Here is a 19903-nt window from a genome sequence, read left to right on the forward strand (position 1 = left end):
GATAGCAGTTATACTTAAACACAAGGGGCCGGCGCATTGCTGCACCGGCCCCTTGTGTTTAAGCGTGGCAGAAGCGCATATACCTTCTGCCTTATTTCTTCAGAAATTAGTATCTGTAATATTCCGGCTTGAAAGGTCCTTCTACTTCCACACCGATATACTGCGCCTGGTCCGGCCGCAGCACGTCCAGTTCTACCCCGATCTTGCCCAGGTGCAGGCGAGCTACTTTTTCGTCCAGGTGCTTAGGTAAAGTATATACTTTGTTTTCGTAAGCATCGCCGTTGAGCCAGATCTCCAGCTGCGCCAGTGTCTGGTTCGAGAAGGAGTTAGACATCACGAAAGACGGGTGACCGGTGGCGCAACCTAAGTTTACCAGTCGGCCTTCGGCCAGTATAATAATGTCGTTTCCTTCGATGTTATAAAGGTCTACCTGCGGCTTCACCGTGTCTTTGGTGTGGCCATAGTTGTTGTTCAGCCAGGCCATATCGATCTCGTTGTCGAAGTGGCCAATGTTACAAACAATCGCCTTATCCTTCAGTGCGCGGAAGTGCTCTTCGGTAATGATGTCTTTGTTACCAGTAGCAGTCACCACAATGTCGGCTTCTTTTACTGCATCAGCCATTTTCTTCACGGCAAAGCCATCCATCGCAGCCTGCAGTGCACAGATCGGGTCAATTTCGGTTACAATTACACGGGCACCGGCACCACGCAACGAAGCAGCAGAACCTTTGCCCACATCACCGTAACCAGCCACAACCGCTACTTTACCGGCCATCATCACATCGGTGGCACGACGGATCGCATCTACCAGTGATTCTTTACAGCCATACTTGTTATCGAACTTGGATTTGGTAACCGAGTCGTTCACGTTGATGGCAGGCATCGGCAGGGTGCCGTTCTTCATGCGCTCATACAGACGGTGTACGCCGGTAGTCGTTTCTTCCGACAGGCCTTTGATGCCCGCAGCCAACTCCGGATACGTGTCCAGCACCATGTTGGTCAGGTCACCGCCATCGTCCAGGATCATGTTCAGAGGCTTGCGGTCTTCGCCAAAGAACAGGGTCTGCTCAATGCACCAGTCAAACTCCTCGGCGTTCATGCCTTTCCAGGCATACACCGAAATGCCGGCAGCAGCAATCGCCGCGGCAGCGTGGTCCTGGGTAGAAAAGATGTTGCAGGAAGACCAGGTCACTTCCGCGCCCAGTTCTACCAGCGTTTCGATCAGCACTGCCGTTTGAATGGTCATGTGCAGGCAACCGGCAATACGAGCGCCGGCCAGCGGCTTGCTGGGGCCATATTCCTCACGGATCGCCATCAGGCCCGGCATCTCGGCCTCAGCCAGTCTAATTTCTTTGCGGCCCCACTCGGCCAGTGCGATATCTTTTACTTTGTATTTCAGATATGTCTCTACCATGCTCAATCGTTTTTTCGAATTATAACCCAAAAATACGCAATTTGTTGCGAAACAACAATTTTAGTGCTCGCCTACCTGCCAGCCGCCACTACACATAAAAAAGCAGGCCCGGAATAGCCGGGCCTGCTCCTATCCTTTTTCAGTTTACTTATTCACGATCACTTCAGCGCCCAGGCTGTTGTTGTTGCCGGATGGCGGCGTTACAAACCCTCTTGCAAACACAGTATAGATCTTGCCGTTCTGCAGCTGCACGTCGGGCACGGTGAGCACCACATTCTCTGTTCCGGCCAGCCGCACCTCCAGGGTATAGGTGCCGGCATCTACCGGGGTAAAAGCAGTGGCTGATTTAAAACTCCTGTCCGGGAACAGCACCGGGCCGTCCTTCACAGCAATGTCCACGGCCGGGGCATCCGGCGAGAGGTGCACAAAGCGCACGTGGGCTTTGCCGGTGGCAGGCATGGTCAGGTCATCTTCGAGCACCACCGGCATTATGTCGGCAAGGGTATTGGCCGCAAAGATCGTATAGCTTTTATTTTCGGAAAGCGGCACATCAGCATCGATCACCGTGGTGGAGGTACCGGCGGCATTCACTTTAATGTTCCGGTTGCCGGCAGCCACCGCCAGGTAGCCGGTGTTGTCGGGGTAGTTCAGCGCCGAGGCGTTCACTTTGGTATTATCCACCAGCAGGTCTACGCCCGGCGCATCAGGCGAGGCATGCACCACCATGACCTGCGCCATGCGCATCATGTCGTCGTCATCATCGTTGTCGTCGCAACGCGTAAAAAGGAGCACCGGCAGTACAGCCAGCAGCAAGAGTTTTGACCAGTTTCTCATAGCAATGAAAGTATAACGGTTTAAATGAAAGAAGATTAAACTACTGGAAGAACCCGGCAGCAATTATTTTGTTTAACTTTTTATGTTTTTAATTAAACAATAATCCTTGTCAGGCAACCGCGTTTTAAAATGGGTATCTTTGCACAAAGAAAAATGGACAGCACGTGGCCTTACGCATTTTTACCCCGCAGGAAAAGCAGTTTATAGAGGAGCACCAGCACCAGGATGTGGCCCAACTGATGCTGCAGGCGCGGCGCTACCCGCAGTTGCCGGTGCTGGAACTGGTACAGCAGATACAGGCCCGCCAGAAAGCAGCGGGCAAGCTCCCCACCTGGGCGGCAAACCCTGATGTGATCTTCCCGGTTACGTTATCGGTAGAGCAAAGCTCCTCGGAAGCAACAGCCGCTTTTAAAGCCTCGCTTGTGCAGGGCGAGCTGCTGGCAGACCTGACCGGCGGCTTTGGAGTAGACTGTTTATACTTTGCCAAACGCTTTGGGCAGGTGATGCACGTGGAACAGAACCCGGAACTGCAGGCCATTGCAAGCTATAATTTTAAGCTGCTGCAGGCAGCCAACATCCAAAGTATGAATACCACGGCCGAGGAATTTCTGCAGCACTTTACAGGTAAAGCCACTATCCTGTACCTGGACCCCGCGCGGCGCGGCAACAGCAACGAAAAGCTCCACCTGCTGCAGGACTGTGAACCGGACATACTTAACCTGCTTCCGCAGCTGTTCTCCAAAGCGGATTCCGTGCTGCTGAAAACATCGCCTATGCTGGATATTGACCTCGCCCTGGCGCAATTGGGCCATGTGGCCAAGCTGTGGGTAGTAGCCGTGCAGAACGAGGTGAAAGAGGTTCTTTATTTGTTACAGCCGGTTGCGCCGCAGCCTGGCCAGGTTGTGCGCACGGCCGTTAACCTGCTGCCCACCGGCCAGCCCCAGCAACTACCCTTCACCAAAGCCGCCGAAGAGGCCGCTCAGGTTACCTACACCGATCCGCTGGAGTATATCTATGAGCCCAATGCGGCCATCCTTAAAGCCGGGGCCTACCGCTACCTGGCGCAGCACCTGCACCTGGATAAGCTGCACCCCAACAGTCACCTGTATACGTCGGCGGCGCTGCTGCCTGACTTTCCAGGCCGTTCTTTCCGCTGCCTGCACGTGAGCCGCTACAGCAAAAAAGAACTGCTGCGCCAGCTGCCATCGGGTAAAGCCAATATCACCGTGCGCAACTTCCCGGAATCTGTGGCCGAAATACGCCGCAAAACAGGCATCCGCGAAGGCGGCGACACATACCTCTTCTTCACGACCGACAGGCACCAGAAACCTGTGGTTCTCTTTTGCCACAAAGTATAAAACCGCTTCCGGGGCTGCCATTCCCGCAGCAGGGTTAACAAGCCGGCTGCAACACCGTACAACCTATAAAGGGCGTGCCAGGTGGCTGTCCGGTTTTGTAGTACTTAATGAGGCAGAAGATGGAAAACGAGAAAGGTAAGAAACAGCAAAAGCCAGGCAGCAGAGAGCAGGATATGAACGACATGTCCCGCAGCATGAAGCCCGGAAGTATAAAGGACGGCTCCACCACTACGTCCCAGAACAGCACCTCTTCCCCGGGCTTAGGCGGAAGCGGCAGCATTACCAACATTAGCAGCAGCAGTAGCCACCAGGGCCGTGGCTGGCACGGCGACCCGGAAGGCCATGCCAAAGCCGGCAGCCAGAGCCATAAGAAGAACAGCGGAAACAAGAAAGAAAAGTAAACGCCAGTGGCAAATAGTCTGGTTGCCTTCTAAAACAGGACGCATCGGATGCTTTTTGCCCTTGATCAAGTCATAAAACCATTTACCTAACCATACAGCTATGAACAAAGACAAAGAGAATAAAAATAAAAACTCCGATCTGACGGATACCAGCAAAGGCGATAAGAAGGACACTTCTAACAGCCTGGCCCGGGACGTTGTGCGCAAAGACATGCCAGCCGGCAAAACACCTCAGAACCGCACCGACAATGAAGAAGATCGTCAGATGAAAAACAATAAAAAGTAAGCGAACCGTTACTTTATCAAATCAAAACAGCCACAGCCTTACCCGTTGTGGCTGTTTTATTTGTGCTCCCTGCATACCGGCAACATTCCTGCTGAAACCGCTTCTGTTTTGCAAATCGGAGAGGATTGCTGATATTCCGCCTCCTATGAAAAGAAACCTACTCTTACTTCTCTTTCTCGCCTTTTGCACCCTCTCCGCAGTAGCGCAGCCTGGTGCCGGCAAAAAAGTAACGTTCATCCTTCAATCGCCTACCCTGCCCGATACGGCCAAAGTATACATCACGGGCAACCTACCACAGTTGGGCAACTGGCGCCCCGATAAAGTGGCCATGGAATTTACAGGAAACCATACCTGGCAGAAGCAGATACAGTTGCAGCAGCTCGACTACCTGGAATACAAGTATACGCTGGGCTCCTGGGAGCAGGAAGCTACCGATGCAGAGGGAGCAGCCTTGCCAAACTTCCGGCTGCAGGTGGTAAACGATACCGTGGTAAAAAACCAGGTAAATAGCTGGCTAAAGGGAAAGAAAAAGCCGCTGACGGGTGGCGTAACCGGCCACGTAACTTACCACCACAACCTGAAGGGCAAAAACCTCCAAAGCCGCGACCTGACCGTATGGCTGCCACCGCAGTATGAAACGGATAAAAGCAGGCGCTACCCAGTGCTCTACATGCACGACGGCCAGAACATCTTCGACCCGGCTACCAGCACCTTTGGCGTTGACTGGCGCATGGACGAAATTGCCGATAGCCTGATTAGGGCAAACGCCATGACACCCGTTATTATAGTAGGCATTTATAACACACCCGACCGGAGCGAGGAGTACGTGCCCGGCGAGAAAGGCATCGCTTACATGGATTTTGTGGTAAACACGGTAAAGCCTTTCATCGATCAGACGTACCGCACCAAACCCGACCGCAGGCACACGGCTACTGGCGGTTCTTCGGCCGGTGGTATCATGGCGTTTATGCTGGCCTGGGAACATCCGGCGATTTTCTCGAAAGCCATTTGTATGTCGCCGGCCTTTAAGATCGAAACCATTGATTACGTAGACGACGTGCAGGCATACCAGGGCAAAAAGAAGGACCTCACCTTTTACATCGACAATGGCGGCATAGAACTGGAAAACAGGTTGCAACCGGGAGTAGACGAGATGCTGGCTGCCCTGAAGGCAAAAGGCTACCGGCAGGGCAAAGACCTGTACTGGCACAAAGCACCCAACGCCCGGCATTCAGAAGCGGACTGGTCCAAACGCATGCCCGCCGTATTAAAGCTATTTTTTCCGGCTAAGTAAACCGACTGGTTTCTGGTAGATGGAATTTCAAAGCTTCCTGCTGATATGTTTAGTTTCTCCGACTGATTATCATAATCTTTATTTATCTTGTATAGGATATATGCTATACCTGTAATCTTTCAACTGAAACTGCACCTATAGATAGAAGGCAGAGAAGCGTCATAGTGAAGGATGTAAAGTAGTTGACAAAAATTTTTATAAATGAGAACACAACTCTTTGCAGCATTTCTTATAGCCTTCTCTTTTCAAGTGAAAGCCCAAACAGCATCTACTGACAGTCGCAAAAAGGCAATCTTTGTAGAAGCTTTTGGTCAAGGCTTACATGCATCTGTTAACTACGACATGCGATTTAACAAGGGGGTGCAGAGTGGGCTTGGTTTCCGTTTGGGTGTTGGCGGAATTTTTACAGGAACAGCGAATGCTGACGCAGGAAAGGAAGCCACAGGTGTAATAGCTTTTCCAGTAGGCTTAAATTACCTGGTTGGCGAAAATAGAAACTCATTTGAAGCTGGTATTGGACTAACGCCTCATTATGCGCAAACTGACATTTACAGCTCCACAAGACCTGAAATTGTAGATCAGAATGGTTGGGGGACAAACGGCTATTTGAATGTAGGGTACCGCTTTCAACCGTTGAGCAAAGGATTGATGTTTAGGCTCAATTGGACTCCTGTAATTAACAGCACAGGCTTCTTAGCACAAAATTTTGGTGTCTCAGCAGGGTATAGCTTCTAAAGGAAGATGAGCGTTTGAAAAATAAGATTTACAGTGCTCCTATAGTTACTTAATACTATAACAGTGGTTCTGAGCAAACTTTTGTCAACCCAGCACATAAGCCATACTGCAGCTGACGCCTTGCTCGCGTTATGTGCAAAGCTGCGCTACAGAAGAATAAGATTATTAATCCGAGCTTCACTGCAAGGATAAACAACGCTATATGAACTCAAGAGCCATAGAACAAATAAAACGAGTGATGTTAACCGCAGCCTTCCTGAACTTGTGTATGGCTGGTGCCTATGCGCAAACTGCCGAACGGCATGTCAAGCAGTTTCCACCAATTGGGAATAAGCCGCTTGATCTAAAATACCTTGGACGTGATTCCTCCTCTGTTTTAGAGCGCATCAATAAGTATGGTGTGGCGAGCAGATACCTGACACAGCAGAAAGAAGTAAATGTGCGCCAGAAGACAGAGAAGCTGCAGTCTCAAATGCCCGTTATGCAGCCAGATTCTTCCATAAAATTTCATATTCTCGCTGCCGTACCTGATACTACTATTCAGTATCATATGCGGGTTAAGAAGGCAGAGTAAATAACGTAATCATACTTATCACCTAACCTTTATACCCTTTAAAATGAATACAAAATTACTCATGTCGGTAAGCGCTGTTGTACTTGGCGTAACAGGCCTTTGTCTCTCTTTTTTCCCAGAGGAGATTTCCAATCACCTCGGTATGACCGGCGCTTCTGCCATACTCCTGCAGGTATTAGGCGCGCTGTATTTCGGATTCGCCATCCTTAACTGGACAGCCAAAGCCAACCTGATTGGGGGCATTTACAGCAAGCCGGTGGCTGTGGGCAACCTGGCGCATTTCATGATCGCGGCCCTTGCCCTGATCAAACTTACCGTGAAGGATGCCGGTAGCCTGCCTTACTTGTGGGTTGCTACTTTGATCTATGTTGTTTTTGCCTTGCTTTTTGGATACGTTTTCTTCACCTCCCCTGCCCTGAACAACAAGCCCGCTAAAGTATAACCAACATGGAATGGAACCACGGATAGAAACGCTGGCGGAAAAGAAACTGGTCGGAAAGCGGCTTAGAATGAGCTTCGCCCACGACCGCACCTTCGAGTTGTGGCGCAGCTTTATGCCGGAACGCAACAGCATAAAGCACGGCGTTTCTACTGACCTGTTCTCGCTCCAGGTGTATGAGGCAGCCCATGACTTTACGTTTCTGAACCCCGCGGCAGAGTTTGAGAATTGGGCGGCAAAAGAAGTGTCTGACTTTGCGGATGTGCCGGCCGGCATGGAAGCCTTTACCCTGTCGGGCGGCTTATATGCCGTTTTCCTGCATAAAGGTGCTGCGGCTACCGGTCCCGAAACGTTCCGCTACATTTTCGGTTCCTGGCTGCCACATTCTGGGTACGAACTGGACAACAGGCCGCATTTCGAAATCCTGGGGCCAAAATACAAAAACAACGATCCCGCATCGGAAGAAGATATCTGGATCCCGATCAGAAAGAAAGTATAGTACCGGCCTCTTGTCTTACTTCTAACTTTCGGTACTGTCTGCTCCCTCTCCGGCTGTTACTATGTTCGGGCTGAAACCAGGATCCGCAGGTGTTTCCATGCTTTCATCTACTAGAAAGAGTAAAACTATGTTTATCGGCCATTTTGCTGCCGGGTTTGCAGGCAAATCCGCAGCACCCAAACTATCACTCGGCACGCTGTTTCTGGCAGCACAGTTTTTAGACCTGCTCTGGCCTACGTTGCTGCTCCTACACCTGGAGCATGTCGAGATCGCTCCTTCGCCGGAGAGCTTTAACCCGTTGCACTTTACCAGCTATCCTATCTCACACAGCCTGCTGCTGGTACTGGGCTGGGGCTTGCTGTTCGGGGCAGTCTACTGGATGCTGCGCAAAGACCTGCGCACCGCCGTAGTACTGGGCTTACTGGTAATCAGCCACTGGTTCCTCGACTTGGCGGTGCACCTGCCCGACCTGCCGTTATACCCGGGCAACTCGCCCCTGCTGGGGCTGGGCCTCTGGAAATCTACCACAGCCACCCTTTTGGTTGAGGGACTGCTTTTTATACTTGGCGTGGGGCTATACCTGCGCAGAACGACTCCTAAAAACAAAACGGGTGTATACAGCTTATGGGCATTGGTGGTTTTTCTTGTGATCGTGTACGTAGCCAATGTTTTCGGCCCGGTGCCACCAAGCGAAACAGCTGTAGCCTGGGGTTCGCAGCTGCAATGGTTGTTTATACTATGGGCCTACTGGGTAGACCGCAATCGTGCCGTGAAAGCAAAGCCCCTGCAAATGCCCTCCGGCATCCAGCCAGCTTTATAAAAAAAGAGAAAGGCAGTATAGCCCTCACCAACGCAAAGCGGCAGGCCAAATGGCCTGCCGCTTTGCGTTTATGCTGATACTTGGTTTGTATTAGCCGTTATACTTCTGATGGCGCTCCCCGCCCTGGCGTGTGCCTCTTTCCTTACGCTGTGCCCGCATCTGCTCCCGCTTTTCCTGGTACTGGGCATACTGCTTTTTGGTCAGGATATCTTTCAAGCTGGCTTCATAGGCGGCATGGTGCGCTTTCTTTTGCTCGCGTTGCGCAGGGCTCAGCTTTTCTCCGCGTGTATGGTCGGCCCGAAGGGCCTGCATTTCCTGCGACTGCTTTAAATTAAGTGCCTCCAGCTGTTTGGCCTGCGAATTATTTAAACCCAGTTCCTTCGTAAGCTTTTCAGTACGTAGTTTGGCGCGCTCTTCCGGGCTTTTCTTTACCCGCTGCCGGTTGCCGTCATGGCGTTCGGTGCGTGTTTTTTTCTCTTGCGGCGTGGTAGTCTGCGCAAACGTACTTCCGGTTACAAACAGCCCAAGGGCAAGGGCTACGATTATCTTTTTCATTTTATTTCTCTTAAAACCTGTTATTGATCTTGATATAACGCAAAGCGGAAGGCCTCTTTTTGCTTCGGTTATACTATACCAAAGGCTATGCCAGTTTTGTAACAAGTACTTTCACAAAAGCAACAGTAATGAAACGGATTTTATAGGAGAAGAAAATAACGACGTTGTTTACCGCTTTGGGCCTGGTGTTATTGTGTGCTCTGTAAATCCACTTAGCGTAATCGTCCGCTTATGCCTTGTAGCTAGACGCTTGCGACAGAAAGGATTGATCCGGAATAACGCCAGCCGGCTTCAACATCATACTTGCCCGCAAGCCGCAGATGCAATACCATGAGCTTCCAAAGACATTGCTGAAACGGCTTTAGCGTACCACCTGCTCCAGCACCGCCTCCACCTCTTTGACCAGTTGCTGCCGGTCGAAAAGCTGGCGGCTGATGGCTGCGCCACGGGCGCCGGCTGCTTCCAGCTCCTGCGGTTGGGCTAGCGCCTGCACTATACCTTGCGCCAATGCTTGCGACTGTTCGGCGGGCACATACCAGCCACAGCCATGCTGCTCTACAAAGCGCTTCGTCCAGCCAGGGTTCGTCACAATCACCGGGGTACCGCAGGCAAGGCTGTCGTAGAACTTCGCCGGGGAGTTTGTTTGCAGCACCGGCAGGTCGTTAAAGGTGATCAGACTCAGGTCGGCCAGTTTAAACCACTTGAATATCTCGGGGCGGGGTTGCGGCGGCAGCAGCAGCAGGTTGGGTACGCGTTGTGCGAGTGCCTGCAGTTGCGACTCATAGTACCCGCTGCCTGCCAGCACAAAGGTTATACTTAGATTGGCAGCCATCGCTTCGATTGTCTGCAGCAGGGTAGGTATGTCGTTGGCGCGGCCATAGGTGCCGGCATATAACACTACTTTTTTGTGCTGCAGTTTATAGGTATGGCGCAGCTCCGCCATTTCTTCGGGTTGCACCGCTGCTGCAAGCGCCAGGTCAGTGCCGTTATAGTTTGTGGTGATCTTATCCGGGCTGATGCCTAGGCTTACCACATACTCAGTCATATCGGGCGAGAGCGTAATAATATGGCTGGCGCTGCGGTAAAGGCGCTTTTCCATGCGGTAGAGGCGCTTCTGCAACAGGCTGTTCTTTACGGCGCCCATTTGTATCGGAAAACTGGGCCACAGGTCCTGCACTTCAAACACCCAGGGCACGCCCCGCAGCCGGGCTACCTGCGCTACTACCCACGCCGTACTCAACGGGGTAGACACGGCCCACAACACATCCGGCGTTTGCAGCTGCATGGCTTTTCTAAAAGCAGCCATGGCAAACCCAATGAACGATTTGAGCCGCTGCACCACGCCCATGCTGTTGGCATAGGGCACCGGGCACTCGTGCAACTCCACCCCTGTTGGTGCCCAGCTATAGGTATCCGTAATGCGCGTGCGCCGCCAACCATCGCTGGCTACCAGGCTTACCCGGTGCCGCAAGGCCAACTGCGCCAGAAAAGTATAATGGCGGCAGGTAGCAGGGCAATCGGGGTTGTGGTGGTGCTGGTTTACAACGGCAATGTGCATTTCAGATTGTTGATTGCTATTTGTTAGTTGTTAATGGTTAATGGTTGAATTGCTGCATTGTTGAATTGTTTTTTCTTGAATGGCTGAATCAAACTTCTTCTGGCCCGGGCTCCTGTAATGTTTATACATCAAAACAACAATCAACCATTTAACAATACAGCCATTAACAACCAACCTTAACGTCTTCGCTCAGGCTTATACTTTGATCCGCTGAAGATCTTCTGGTAATCGGTTTCCTCCATCAGCTGGGGCAACGTTACATCGGGGTTGCGTTCCATATACTTGCGCACGATCTGCCAGCCTACCCAGGTGCCCAGCCGGCCGGGCGCTTTGGCATCGATCTCAGGCGTGGCCGGCCGCTCGCCGATATACTTGTTTACCAGGAACGGGCTTTTTTCATACAGCAGGCCTTTCTCAATAAAATGTGCCCAGATGCGGCCTTCGTTGTAGTTAATATCCGCCACCTGCTGCCCCGAGTACCCGATAATAGCCGAATCAGGGGCGCAGGGCATAACGGACTGCACAAAATAATAGGCCTTACCTGTGTTGATCATCTCGGCCAGCAGATTACGATCCTTTGTGCTGGTTTTGTTAAAGTTGTTAGACAGCAGCAACATAGCCGCCGGCACCATGCCCTGCCGCTGGTAGCGCTTCAGGATATACTCGTATACTTTGGGCCGGTACTTTGCCTTGGGTCCGATAAAATAATCTAGGCCAAATACCAGCAGGCTATCCGACACGAACAGGTCATTGCCCATACTTCCCAGCCCGGTCACGAAGGTCTTTACCTGCGGCACATGGTACTTGGGGTAATGGTATTTGATCACTTTAAATGCCGTTTCCAGTTGCTGCTCTTCAGAGCGCATATCTGCAAATGTTTGCTCGGCCTGCATCTCCAGCGTGTCCAGCGCCGGGTTGGTAGCCAGCTCATAAAGGGGCGTTATTAGCAGCGAGTCGGAGGGGTATTGCCTGCGCTGCAAATACTTATCTGCAAAAAGCGGGTGCTCCTGCAGGAAGCGGGCAATATCCTGGCGGCTCGTGGCTGCAAAAAAAGGCTTTTCCAACCGTTCAATCTTCACATCCACAGGCATTTTGGCAATATCGTCCGGCAGCTCGCAGCCTTTCTTGCCGCAGCCCAGGCAGCAGAGCATTATTGCTAATATGGAAAATCTATAATACATTGTTTCGTATGTTTGTACAAAAATAGCCTGATGTTACGTATTAGGGTAACACCATTGCTTCAATTTAACTACGCTAATGAAGAAACTTACACTTTTATTGCTCTTTTTATGCGCCGGTTTCACGGCTATGGCGCAGATCGAAATCGGCCTGCAGGTATCGCCTACCATTGCGGGCAACCGTTTTGTGGCCGAAGACAAGTATAACCTGCAAAAAGAGAGCAGCAGCCTGCACCTGGGAGTCGGCGTGGTAGCCGATTATTTCTTTGCACAGAACTACGCTTTCAGCACCGGCCTGATGTACCGCGGCAAGGGTAGCGAGATCAAGTATAGCTACAACCGCCAGGATGGTAACCCGCCTGTTAGCGGAAAGGATGATATTTCGCTCCAGTACATTGAAATTCCGGTTTCGCTTAAGCTGTTCACCAACGAGGTGGCCCCCGGCACAGTGGCATACATCCAGGTAGGCGGCTCGTTAAACACCAAAGTAGCGGCCACCGTGAACGACAAAAAAGTAATAGACGGCCAGAAGGTAGGCAAGCGCTTTAACGTGTTCGAAGCGGATGCCCTGCTGGGTGCCGGTGCCGAGTTTCAGCTGGGTGAAAGCACCAAATTATTTGCCGGCCTCACCTATCACCGCGGCTTAAACAATATAGATGATTATTACCGCAAAGTGCTCGACGATAAAAACGTGTCGGTCAAGAACAACAGCGTTTCGCTGGACTTTGGCGTCAAGTTCTAAGCCTATACTTCCTATTTCATAAAGAAGCCGCTCCGATAGCTATCGGAGCGGCTTCTTTGTTTTAATCCTTTTATTATTCTTCGTCAGTATCCGGCACCACGCTCACATCGGTCAGTGTGGCACGCAATTCAATTTCATCGCCCCGTTCGTCCATCACCTTAAAGTCGGTAATGCCAAGCGATGTATCTTTTACCAGCTTGATCCACTTAAAGTACTTAAAGAACCATTTTACCTGCTTCGAGAGCAGCCCTTTGGTATAGTAGGCATGCACGAAAGGGTGCAGGTAAAGCTCCAGGCTTTTGTGGTTGTGGCTTGTCAGCAGGTCGTCTACCGCTGCATCAATTTCGTCTGTCACCAGAATACTGGCGGTAATTTTACCGGTGCCGCCGCAGGTGGGGCAAACTTCGCCGGTAATAATGTTTTGCTCCGGCCTTACACGCTGACGGGTAATCTGCATGAGGCCAAATTTAGAGATGGGGAGAATGGTAGACTTTGAACGGTCTCTCCGCATTTCCTCTTTCACTACTTCAAAAACTTTCTGGCGGTTTTCGGGCGACTTCATATCGATGAAGTCAATGACAATGATACCACCAAGATCCCGGAGGCGTAACTGGCGGGCCACTTCTTTGGCAGCCGTCATGTTCACATTCAGCGCCGTGGCCTCCTGATCGGTTTCGGTATTGGACTTGTTCCCACTGTTAACATCTACCACATGCAGGGCTTCGGTATGCTCTATTACCAGGTATCCGCCACCAGGTATAGTTACTGTTTTACCAAAGGCAGCCTTCAGCTGCTTTTCAATGTTAAAGTGTTCGTAGGTTTTGGTTTTACCGGTGTAATGCTTCAGAATCCGTAGTTTCTCTGGCGCAATACTGCCGATGTACGTTTTGATCTCGTCATAGAGCGTGGTATCATCCACCACTATGTTGTCAAAACTCTCGTTTAACAGATCTCTCAAAATGGAAGAAGAACGGTTGAGCTCCCCAATGATCTTATCACATGGTTTGGCTACCCGCAATGTCTTAAACCCTTCCTCCCAGTTGTCGAGCATGTTGCGCAGATCTTTGTCAAGCTCTGCTACCTCACGTCCTTCGGCCACCGTACGGATGATCACGCCGAAGTTCTCCGGCTTTATACTTGTGATCAGGCGCTTGAGGCGGGTGCGTTCTTCTTTGCTGACGATCTTCTTGGATACGCTGACCGTGTTTGAAAACGGCACCAGCACCAGGTAGCGGCCGGCTAAAGATATCTCGCAGGAAAGCCGTGGGCCTTTGGTGGAAATAGGTTCTTTTACGATCTGGACCAGCAGCTGCTGCCCTTTTTTAAGGACGTCGGCTATCTTGCCCAGTTTGTCTATTTCCGGCTCAAACTTAAACTGGTTGAGTTTGGGGGTTGCGTTCTTCTGTGTCTGTGCTGTTTTTACAAACTTGTTGAGGGTTTTGAAATTGGCGCCCAAGTCATGGTAATGCAGGAAAGCATCTTTCTGGTAGCCAATATCAATAAAAGCAGCATTTAGTCCGGGCATTACTTTTTTTACAGTGCCCAGGAAAATATCACCCACGATGTAATTCGTGTCTTTTCGTTCGAAGTGATATTCTACGAGCCTTTTATCCTGTAAAAGCGCAATGCGTTCGCCATCCTGAGTAGAATTGATGATTAGTTCGTTACTCAATTTCTCTCAAAGATTAGTTGGATGTATAGACCAAAGCCCACTATTGCACGAGCAATGTGGGCCTCAAATCACGCAGAAGAAATTACTTCTTCTTATGTCTGTTCTTTCTTAAGCGCTTCTTTCTTTTGTGCGTAGCGATCTTATGTCTTTTTCTTTTTTTTCCGCAAGGCATAGTCTTGTTTTTTTGATTGTATAAATAATTTCTTTTTTCTACTTGTCCAGTTCTGCCAACGCTTCATCTACCGAGGCTGTCAGGGCCGGGTCTTTGCTCATGGCCTTCGCGTTGTTAAACAGCGTTCTGGCTTCGTCGCGCTTTCCTGTTTTGGCCAGCGATACACCTAAATAAAAAGTAGCCTCCACGTTCTCCGGGTTCAGGTCAACAAGCTTCTGGAAACGTTCCGCTGCTTTGTCGTACTGCCCCGACTGCATGGAAAGCACGCCCAGGTTAAAGAGCGCCTTCTCGTTTTTCGGGTCTGCCGAGATCACCTCACGCAGCAGCGTAATGCCCTGCATCGGGTTGGTTGTAGCAATGTAAGTCATGGCTACATTCGTTTTAGCATCCAGGTTAGCGGGGTTGTTTTTCAGCACCTGCTCATACATCTCGCGGGCTTTGGCGCCAAGCTCGTTGGCACGCTCCTGTGTAGGAGCATACGTAAAGGCTTCGTAATAACTGTCGCCTGCTTTTTTGTAGGTTGTCTCGCCTGGTCGGGCTTTGGCAGCCTCTTCAAAATAATAGCCGGCACTGTCATACTTGCTGGCCGAAAAATAAGCATCTGCCAGCTGCGAGGCCATTTTTGCCCGCGCATGTTCGTCAGTGGCCTTGTTATACTTGCTACGGGCCGTGGTGAGCGCCATTAACTGTTCCGGCGTTGCTTCTGTGTGCGCGCCCGCAGGGCTTGCAGCAGTCGCTTCTGCCTCATGGCCATGGCCATCATCAGCCGAGTGCCCCTCTGCCGTTGCGGCTGCGCCGTCTTTGGCAAAGCTTTCTTTGTCCTTTTCGTTTACAATCACCTTCGGCAAGAAGAACATAGCGGCCACCAAAGCAATGGCTGCAACAACTATCAGTATTTGAGACCGTGACATTCTTCCTGCGTAAGGGATTATTTATGAATCAATAACAAAAATGAAGACAACAAAGATACAAAAGAATTAGGAATGCGCTAACTCTTTGATTTTTTTGCTGTTTTTGATCTTCTGGATGAAGGTTTTAGATGGCTTGAAGCTTGGGATAAAATGCTCGTCGATGATGATCGATGTGTTCTTGGAAATGTTGCGAGCTACTTTCTTCGCACGTTTCTTGTTCACAAAGCTACCAAAACCTCTCACATAGATGTTGTTACCATCGGCCATAGAGTCTTTCACTACTTTAAAGAAAGCTTCAATGGTAGCCTGCACATCCGCCTTATCGATCCCTGTTTTATCAGCAATCTCTGATATTACTTCTGCTTTAGTCACTTTTTTAGGTTTTATAAATTAAATAATAAGATAAATTCACGTCCAATTGCGACCCGAAAAAGCAGGCAGCTTGCCGCCTGACTTAGTGATTTTCGGGGCACAAAGGTAGTTTGACTTTTCGATAAGTAAAAGCATTACCTTTAAATTATTACCTGCTGAGTGTTAAACTTTTACACCCCGGGCTGTGTATTTTACAAGGCACATGACCCCTTAACGCAGGTTTGCAGTTTATATTTCAACCACTCAGTATGTTACTGCCTTTCAGCCCCGCTGAAAACAAATTGCTACCTTTGGCTGTTCAATTTCCTGCTTACCTGCCATCCGCTATACTTTAATGATGCACCCCTCCGCTCATGCGCATTTTGCCCGCACGCTTATCCGCTGGTACGGGCAGCACAAACGCAGCCTGCCTTGGCGCGACACCCTTAACCCATATTATATCTGGCTCTCGGAAGTGATTCTGCAACAAACGCGTGTGGCGCAGGGCCTGCCCTATTACCTGAAGTTCGTAGATGCTTACCCCACGGTGGAAGCACTGGCGGCAGCGCCTCAGGACGAAGTACTGCGGCTTTGGCAGGGACTGGGTTATTACTCCCGGGCCCGCAACATGCACCATACGGCCCGGTTGGTGGTAGAGCAGTATAACGGCACCTTTCCGAATACCTATGCCGAGCTGCTAAAACTGAAAGGCGTAGGCACCTACACCGCGGCGGCCATTGCGGCCTTCGCCTACAAAGAGCAGGTGGCCGTGCTGGATGGCAACGTCTTCCGGGTGCTGGCGCGTGTGTTTGGCCTGTCGGATGATATTGCCCTGCCGGCTTCGCGCAAGATCTTTCAGCAACTGGCCGATACGCTGGTGCCGGCTGATGCCCCGGACACTTACAACCAAGCCATTATGGAGTTTGGCGCTATCCAGTGCACGCCCGTTATACCCGACTGCCTCTTTTGCCCGCTGCAACAGGAGTGCTTTGCTTTTACGCATGGCCTGGTGCAGGAACTCCCTGTAAAAGCAAAAGCAAAAAAGCCGCGCCCGCGTTACTTCCATTACCTGGTATTTGAGCTGGCAGGTGCTTTTTACCTGCGCAAGCGCCTGGAAGGCGACATCTGGCAGGGCTTGTATGATTTTTACCTCTACGAAAGCGACGAGAAAAACCTGCCCCCGAAGGCGCTGCTGCAGGAGCTGGCAGCGGCCGGCATTCCGGTGCAGGAGGCGCAGTTGCAACTGCCCGCAAAGGATTATACCCACGTGCTCAGCCATCAAAAATTAACCGCCCGCTTTTACCGCATCCTGCTTCCGGCGCCTTTAAAAGAAGAGGTGCTGCAGGAAACCCGGCTGGCACTTTATACCGTGCCACAAATAGAGCAATTACCAAAACCAATTCTTATAAACAGCTATTTGAAAGATGCCAAGATTTTAGTATATTTATAGACTGAAACTATTTAGGCCAACAAAGCATTATCTGGTTCAGTAAGCCATATTGCCTCCAGCTTGGTTGCTGGAGTAGCCCAATTCACATAAATATTATCTTAGAAATCATGGCAAGTGTAAACAAAGTAATCCTGGTAGGGAACTTAGGCAAGGACCCCGAGATCCGTCACCTGGAAGGTGGCGTGGCAGTAGCCCGTTTCCCGATTGCGACTTCTGAAACCTTTAAAGACAAAAACGGCGCCAAGCAGGAGCGTACCGAGTGGCACAACATTGTGCTGTGGCGTGGCCTGGCCGAGGTAGCCGAAAAATACCTGCGCAAAGGCCAGTCTGTCTACATCGAAGGCAAGATCCGCACTAATAATTACCAGGACAAGGAAGGCGTGCAACGCTACAGCACCGAGATTGTAGCCGATAACATGACCATGCTGGGCGGCCGCTCAGAAAATGGCGGTAGCGGCAACTTCCAGGAACAATCAACTGCTGCTTCTTCGGGCAGCTTTGGCGGCGGAAGCGCTGCTTCTTCGGCAGGCAGCAATGCCTCATCGTTCCAGAACAGCGATGAGCCGGACGACCTGCCGTTCTAACCTATGTGTAACTAAATCATCTGATCTTGGACAGTATAGATTCCGGCGACCCCCTGAGTTATAGTTTTATCCAGCTATTTCAGAATGCTCTTCCTTTACTCAGGATAGAATATATAATAGCTCTTGTGGCCGGGTTTCTCCTATTGCTGCTCTCTGCCCTCACATCGGGGGCGGAGGCAGCTTTTTTCTCGCTTAGCGAGCAGGAGATCGCACGCTGTAAAACCAGCACCAAAAAATCGGAGCTCCTGGTTTACTCCCTCCTGCAGCAGCCCCGCAAACTGCTTACCAACATTCTGGTACTCAACAACGGCATCAATGTAGGCATCATTACACTGTTTGCTTATGTAGCCTGGCAGTTGTACGGCACCACCAGCCTGCCAGCCGGTGCACTCATTGCCTGCCTGCTGTTTGTTACGTTCCTTATCGTTTTCTGCGGCGAGGTATTGCCCAAAGTATACGCCCAGAAAAAACGGCTTGACATTGCCCGGCGCACTGCTCCCTTTCTGCGGGCCCTGCAAACCATTACCAGTCCGCTTTCGCAGCTGCTGATGGCTATCAGCGGCCACATCGAAAAGCATTACATGATCCGGGGCTACAACCATACCATCGAAGACCTGCACCATAACCTAGACGTGGCCCTGACCAACGAGGACTCCTCGCCGGAAGAGCGCCGCATTTTGCGGGGCGTAGTGAATTTCGGCTCTATTACGGTACGGCAGATCATGCGCCCGCGCATCGATATGGAAGCTTTCAGCACATCGGCCACGCTGCCCCAGTTACTGCCGCAAATTGTGAAATGGGGCTATTCGCGCATTCCGGTCTACTCCGAGAGCATGGATAAAATAGAAGGTATCCTCTACATAAAAGACCTGCTGCCTTACCTGGCCGAAACTGCTGGTTTTAACTGGCAGCAGCTCATCAGGCCGCCTTTTTTTGTGCCCGAAACACAGCGCATCTCCGACCTTTTCCAGGATTTTAAAGAAAAGCATGTGCACATGGCCATTGTGGTAAACGAGTATGGCACCACCTCGGGCCTGCTGACGCTGGAAGATATTGTGGAAGAAATTGTGGGCGAGATAAACGACGAGTTTGACGATGACGATGATATCATCTACTCGCAACTCGACGAAAATACCTATATCTTTGACGGCAAAACGTCGCTACACGATTTTTGTAAAATAACAGAAGTACCTTTTGATGCTTTTAACGAGGTAAAAGGCGACAACGAAACAGTGGCAGGCCTGATGCTGGCGCTCTTCTCCAATATTCCGAGAGTGGGCCAGGCAACTTCCTACGGCCGTTTCCATTTCACCATCGAGTCGGCGGACTTAAAGCGTGTAAAACGAGTGAAGATAAATGTTGCCACTAAAAAAGAAAACTACCATAAAGTTGGCTAAGCTGAAAGCATTTTTGTGGGTGAGCCTGGCTGCTGCCATGGCCGCCTGCAGTGCCGAGTATACACCCAAACCCAAAGGCTATAACCGCATCGATCTGCCCACAGCGGCCTACCAGTCCCTGCCGGCGCAGCACCCTTATACCTTTGAGTACTCTAAGTATGCCAAGATCCGCCCCGATTCTTCGGGTATAGCGCAGCCGCACTGGATCAACATCATCTACCCGCAGCTGGGTGCCAACGTGCAGCTTACCTACAAAAACATCGGCCACAGCGACAAGGTCCTCAACAGCCTCATCGAAGACTCCCGCAAGCTTACGTCCAAGCACCAGATCAAGGCCTATTCTATTGAGGAATCGGAGATAAAAACACCGGCCGGCGATATAGCCGCTGTGTTTGAGCTGACCGGCGAAGTACCCAGCCAGTTCCAATTTTACGTTACCGACTCCACCGAGCACTTCCTGCGCGGCGCTTTATACTTCCGCACCGCTACCGCCAACGACTCGCTGGCTCCGGTAATTGAATTCGTAAAAAAAGATATTATCCATTTGCTGAACACGCTCAAGTGGCGGGAAGAGAAGTAGGTGTTTATACATGCTTGTTTGATCAGCAAGTATAAACTGATTACCTCGTAGCTGCGAGTGCCTGATTGGATACCTAGCACCAGACACTCGCAGGAGCTG

Annotated in this window: 22 protein-coding genes; 14 read left to right on the plus strand and 8 right to left on the minus strand. The window is 50.8% G+C overall.

Going from position 1 to position 19903, the window contains the following annotated elements; translation table 11 throughout:
- Positions 1-106 precede the first annotated feature (106 nt).
- Both ahcY and LWL52_RS19800 read right to left on the minus strand, forming a co-directional pair.
- Positions 107-1414 (minus strand): adenosylhomocysteinase, encoded by a 1308-nt coding sequence (gene ahcY, locus LWL52_RS19795; RefSeq protein ID WP_242923685.1) that lies wholly within the window; start codon positions 1412-1414, stop codon positions 107-109.
- 144 nt (positions 1415-1558) lie between these two features.
- The gene (locus LWL52_RS19800; RefSeq protein WP_242923686.1) at positions 1559-2248 is read right to left on the minus strand and encodes a DUF4397 domain-containing protein; all 690 of its coding nucleotides are present in this window, start codon (positions 2246-2248) and stop codon (positions 1559-1561) included.
- 164 nt (positions 2249-2412) lie between these two features.
- Here LWL52_RS19800 and LWL52_RS20700 point away from each other — a divergent pair, with 164 nt between their 5' ends.
- From LWL52_RS20700 to LWL52_RS19845, 9 genes are all read left to right on the plus strand, one after another.
- Entirely contained in the window at positions 2413-3606 is a 1194-nt protein-coding gene (locus tag LWL52_RS20700; RefSeq protein ID WP_242923687.1) for a THUMP-like domain-containing protein, read from the plus strand.
- A gap of 119 nt (positions 3607-3725) precedes the next feature.
- Positions 3726-4007 (plus strand): hypothetical protein, encoded by a 282-nt coding sequence (locus LWL52_RS19810; protein ID WP_242923688.1) that lies wholly within the window; start codon positions 3726-3728, stop codon positions 4005-4007.
- Positions 4008-4107: 100 nt separating this feature from the next.
- The gene (locus LWL52_RS19815; RefSeq protein WP_242923689.1) at positions 4108-4293 is read left to right on the plus strand and encodes a hypothetical protein; all 186 of its coding nucleotides are present in this window, start codon (positions 4108-4110) and stop codon (positions 4291-4293) included.
- A 145-nt stretch (positions 4294-4438) separates the two neighbouring features.
- Positions 4439-5587 carry an alpha/beta hydrolase-fold protein gene (locus LWL52_RS19820; protein ID WP_242923690.1) on the plus strand — a complete coding sequence of 383 codons (1149 nt, stop codon included), beginning with the start codon at positions 4439-4441 and terminating at the stop codon, positions 5585-5587.
- A gap of 201 nt (positions 5588-5788) precedes the next feature.
- A complete protein-coding gene (locus LWL52_RS19825; RefSeq protein ID WP_242923691.1) occupies positions 5789-6322 on the plus strand; it encodes a hypothetical protein in 534 nt (177 codons plus the stop codon).
- A 202-nt stretch (positions 6323-6524) separates the two neighbouring features.
- Positions 6525-6896, plus strand: coding sequence for a hypothetical protein (locus tag LWL52_RS19830; protein ID WP_242923692.1), 372 nt, complete (start codon positions 6525-6527; stop codon positions 6894-6896).
- 43 nt (positions 6897-6939) lie between these two features.
- Positions 6940-7338 carry a hypothetical protein gene (locus LWL52_RS19835; protein WP_242923693.1) on the plus strand — a complete coding sequence of 133 codons (399 nt, stop codon included), beginning with the start codon at positions 6940-6942 and terminating at the stop codon, positions 7336-7338.
- 10 nt (positions 7339-7348) lie between these two features.
- Positions 7349-7834 (plus strand): GyrI-like domain-containing protein, encoded by a 486-nt coding sequence (locus LWL52_RS19840; protein WP_242923694.1) that lies wholly within the window; start codon positions 7349-7351, stop codon positions 7832-7834.
- A 127-nt stretch (positions 7835-7961) separates the two neighbouring features.
- Positions 7962-8654 (plus strand): hypothetical protein, encoded by a 693-nt coding sequence (locus tag LWL52_RS19845; RefSeq protein ID WP_242923695.1) that lies wholly within the window; start codon positions 7962-7964, stop codon positions 8652-8654.
- Positions 8655-8744: 90 nt separating this feature from the next.
- Here the strand turns inward: LWL52_RS19845 and LWL52_RS19850 are convergent, their stop codons facing one another.
- The 3 genes from LWL52_RS19850 to gldB all read right to left on the minus strand — a co-directional run bounded on the left by LWL52_RS19850 (position 8745) and on the right by gldB (position 11918).
- Positions 8745-9209 carry a DUF4890 domain-containing protein gene (locus tag LWL52_RS19850; RefSeq protein WP_242923696.1) on the minus strand — a complete coding sequence of 155 codons (465 nt, stop codon included), beginning with the start codon at positions 9207-9209 and terminating at the stop codon, positions 8745-8747.
- A gap of 361 nt (positions 9210-9570) precedes the next feature.
- Positions 9571-10767 carry a glycosyltransferase family 4 protein gene (locus tag LWL52_RS19855; RefSeq protein WP_242923697.1) on the minus strand — a complete coding sequence of 399 codons (1197 nt, stop codon included), beginning with the start codon at positions 10765-10767 and terminating at the stop codon, positions 9571-9573.
- A gap of 176 nt (positions 10768-10943) precedes the next feature.
- On the minus strand, positions 10944-11918 hold the full coding sequence (gldB, locus tag LWL52_RS19860) for a gliding motility lipoprotein GldB (RefSeq protein ID WP_242923698.1): 975 nt from the start codon (positions 11916-11918) through the stop codon (positions 10944-10946).
- A 106-nt stretch (positions 11919-12024) separates the two neighbouring features.
- Here gldB and LWL52_RS19865 point away from each other — a divergent pair, with 106 nt between their 5' ends.
- Positions 12025-12687 carry a porin family protein gene (locus tag LWL52_RS19865; protein ID WP_242923699.1) on the plus strand — a complete coding sequence of 221 codons (663 nt, stop codon included), beginning with the start codon at positions 12025-12027 and terminating at the stop codon, positions 12685-12687.
- A gap of 73 nt (positions 12688-12760) precedes the next feature.
- Here the strand turns inward: LWL52_RS19865 and LWL52_RS19870 are convergent, their stop codons facing one another.
- The 3 genes from LWL52_RS19870 to LWL52_RS19880 form a co-directional block, all read right to left on the minus strand.
- Positions 12761-14359 (minus strand): Rne/Rng family ribonuclease, encoded by a 1599-nt coding sequence (locus LWL52_RS19870; RefSeq protein ID WP_242923700.1) that lies wholly within the window; start codon positions 14357-14359, stop codon positions 12761-12763.
- 210 nt (positions 14360-14569) lie between these two features.
- Entirely contained in the window at positions 14570-15442 is an 873-nt protein-coding gene (locus LWL52_RS19875; RefSeq protein ID WP_242923701.1) for a tetratricopeptide repeat protein, read from the minus strand.
- Positions 15443-15508: 66 nt separating this feature from the next.
- The gene (locus tag LWL52_RS19880) at positions 15509-15814 is read right to left on the minus strand and encodes an HU family DNA-binding protein (protein ID WP_242923702.1); all 306 of its coding nucleotides are present in this window, start codon (positions 15812-15814) and stop codon (positions 15509-15511) included.
- A gap of 334 nt (positions 15815-16148) precedes the next feature.
- Between LWL52_RS19880 and mutY the strand changes: the two genes are divergently transcribed.
- From mutY to gldD, 4 genes are all read left to right on the plus strand, one after another.
- Positions 16149-17243 (plus strand): A/G-specific adenine glycosylase, encoded by a 1095-nt coding sequence (mutY, locus tag LWL52_RS19885; protein WP_242923703.1) that lies wholly within the window; start codon positions 16149-16151, stop codon positions 17241-17243.
- Positions 17244-17350: 107 nt separating this feature from the next.
- Positions 17351-17827, plus strand: a complete 477-nt coding sequence (locus LWL52_RS19890; protein ID WP_242923704.1) for a single-stranded DNA-binding protein — start codon at positions 17351-17353, stop codon at positions 17825-17827.
- A 125-nt stretch (positions 17828-17952) separates the two neighbouring features.
- Positions 17953-19224, plus strand: a complete 1272-nt coding sequence (gene gldE, locus LWL52_RS19895; RefSeq protein WP_242923705.1) for a gliding motility-associated protein GldE — start codon at positions 17953-17955, stop codon at positions 19222-19224.
- 37 nt (positions 19225-19261) lie between these two features.
- A complete protein-coding gene (gene gldD / locus LWL52_RS19900; RefSeq protein WP_242923823.1) occupies positions 19262-19804 on the plus strand; it encodes a gliding motility lipoprotein GldD in 543 nt (180 codons plus the stop codon).
- The last annotated feature ends 99 nt before the right edge of the window (positions 19805-19903 follow it).

It is taken from the genome of Pontibacter liquoris (genome assembly GCF_022758235.1).
GTDB lineage: Bacteria > Bacteroidota > Bacteroidia > Cytophagales > Hymenobacteraceae > Pontibacter > Pontibacter liquoris.

What these genes read in the sequence shown, in the direction of transcription:
- gldB (WP_242923698.1), bottom strand. Translation starts at nt 11,918, where the DNA reads ATGCTCTGCTGCCTGGGCTGCGGCAAGAAAGGCTGCGAGCTGCCGGAC.
- gldD (WP_242923823.1), top strand. Translation starts at nt 19,262, where the DNA reads ATGGCCGCCTGCAGTGCCGAGTATACACCCAAACCCAAAGGCTATAAC.
- LWL52_RS19840 (WP_242923694.1), top strand. Translation starts at nt 7,349, where the DNA reads ATGGAACCACGGATAGAAACGCTGGCGGAAAAGAAACTGGTCGGAAAG.
- LWL52_RS19865 (WP_242923699.1), top strand. Translation starts at nt 12,025, where the DNA reads ATGAAGAAACTTACACTTTTATTGCTCTTTTTATGCGCCGGTTTCACG.
- ahcY (WP_242923685.1), bottom strand. Translation starts at nt 1,414, where the DNA reads ATGGTAGAGACATATCTGAAATACAAAGTAAAAGATATCGCACTGGCC.
- LWL52_RS19845 (WP_242923695.1), top strand. Translation starts at nt 7,962, where the DNA reads ATGTTTATCGGCCATTTTGCTGCCGGGTTTGCAGGCAAATCCGCAGCA.
- LWL52_RS19890 (WP_242923704.1), top strand. Translation starts at nt 17,351, where the DNA reads ATGGCAAGTGTAAACAAAGTAATCCTGGTAGGGAACTTAGGCAAGGAC.
- LWL52_RS19835 (WP_242923693.1), top strand. Translation starts at nt 6,940, where the DNA reads ATGAATACAAAATTACTCATGTCGGTAAGCGCTGTTGTACTTGGCGTA.
- LWL52_RS19825 (WP_242923691.1), top strand. Translation starts at nt 5,789, where the DNA reads ATGAGAACACAACTCTTTGCAGCATTTCTTATAGCCTTCTCTTTTCAA.
- LWL52_RS19820 (WP_242923690.1), top strand. Translation starts at nt 4,439, where the DNA reads ATGAAAAGAAACCTACTCTTACTTCTCTTTCTCGCCTTTTGCACCCTC.
- LWL52_RS19855 (WP_242923697.1), bottom strand. Translation starts at nt 10,767, where the DNA reads ATGCACATTGCCGTTGTAAACCAGCACCACCACAACCCCGATTGCCCT.
- LWL52_RS19815 (WP_242923689.1), top strand. Translation starts at nt 4,108, where the DNA reads ATGAACAAAGACAAAGAGAATAAAAATAAAAACTCCGATCTGACGGAT.
- LWL52_RS19810 (WP_242923688.1), top strand. Translation starts at nt 3,726, where the DNA reads ATGGAAAACGAGAAAGGTAAGAAACAGCAAAAGCCAGGCAGCAGAGAG.
- mutY (WP_242923703.1), top strand. Translation starts at nt 16,149, where the DNA reads ATGATGCACCCCTCCGCTCATGCGCATTTTGCCCGCACGCTTATCCGC.
- LWL52_RS19830 (WP_242923692.1), top strand. Translation starts at nt 6,525, where the DNA reads ATGAACTCAAGAGCCATAGAACAAATAAAACGAGTGATGTTAACCGCA.
- LWL52_RS19800 (WP_242923686.1), bottom strand. Translation starts at nt 2,248, where the DNA reads ATGAGAAACTGGTCAAAACTCTTGCTGCTGGCTGTACTGCCGGTGCTC.
- LWL52_RS19850 (WP_242923696.1), bottom strand. Translation starts at nt 9,209, where the DNA reads ATGAAAAAGATAATCGTAGCCCTTGCCCTTGGGCTGTTTGTAACCGGA.
- LWL52_RS19875 (WP_242923701.1), bottom strand. Translation starts at nt 15,442, where the DNA reads ATGTCACGGTCTCAAATACTGATAGTTGTTGCAGCCATTGCTTTGGTG.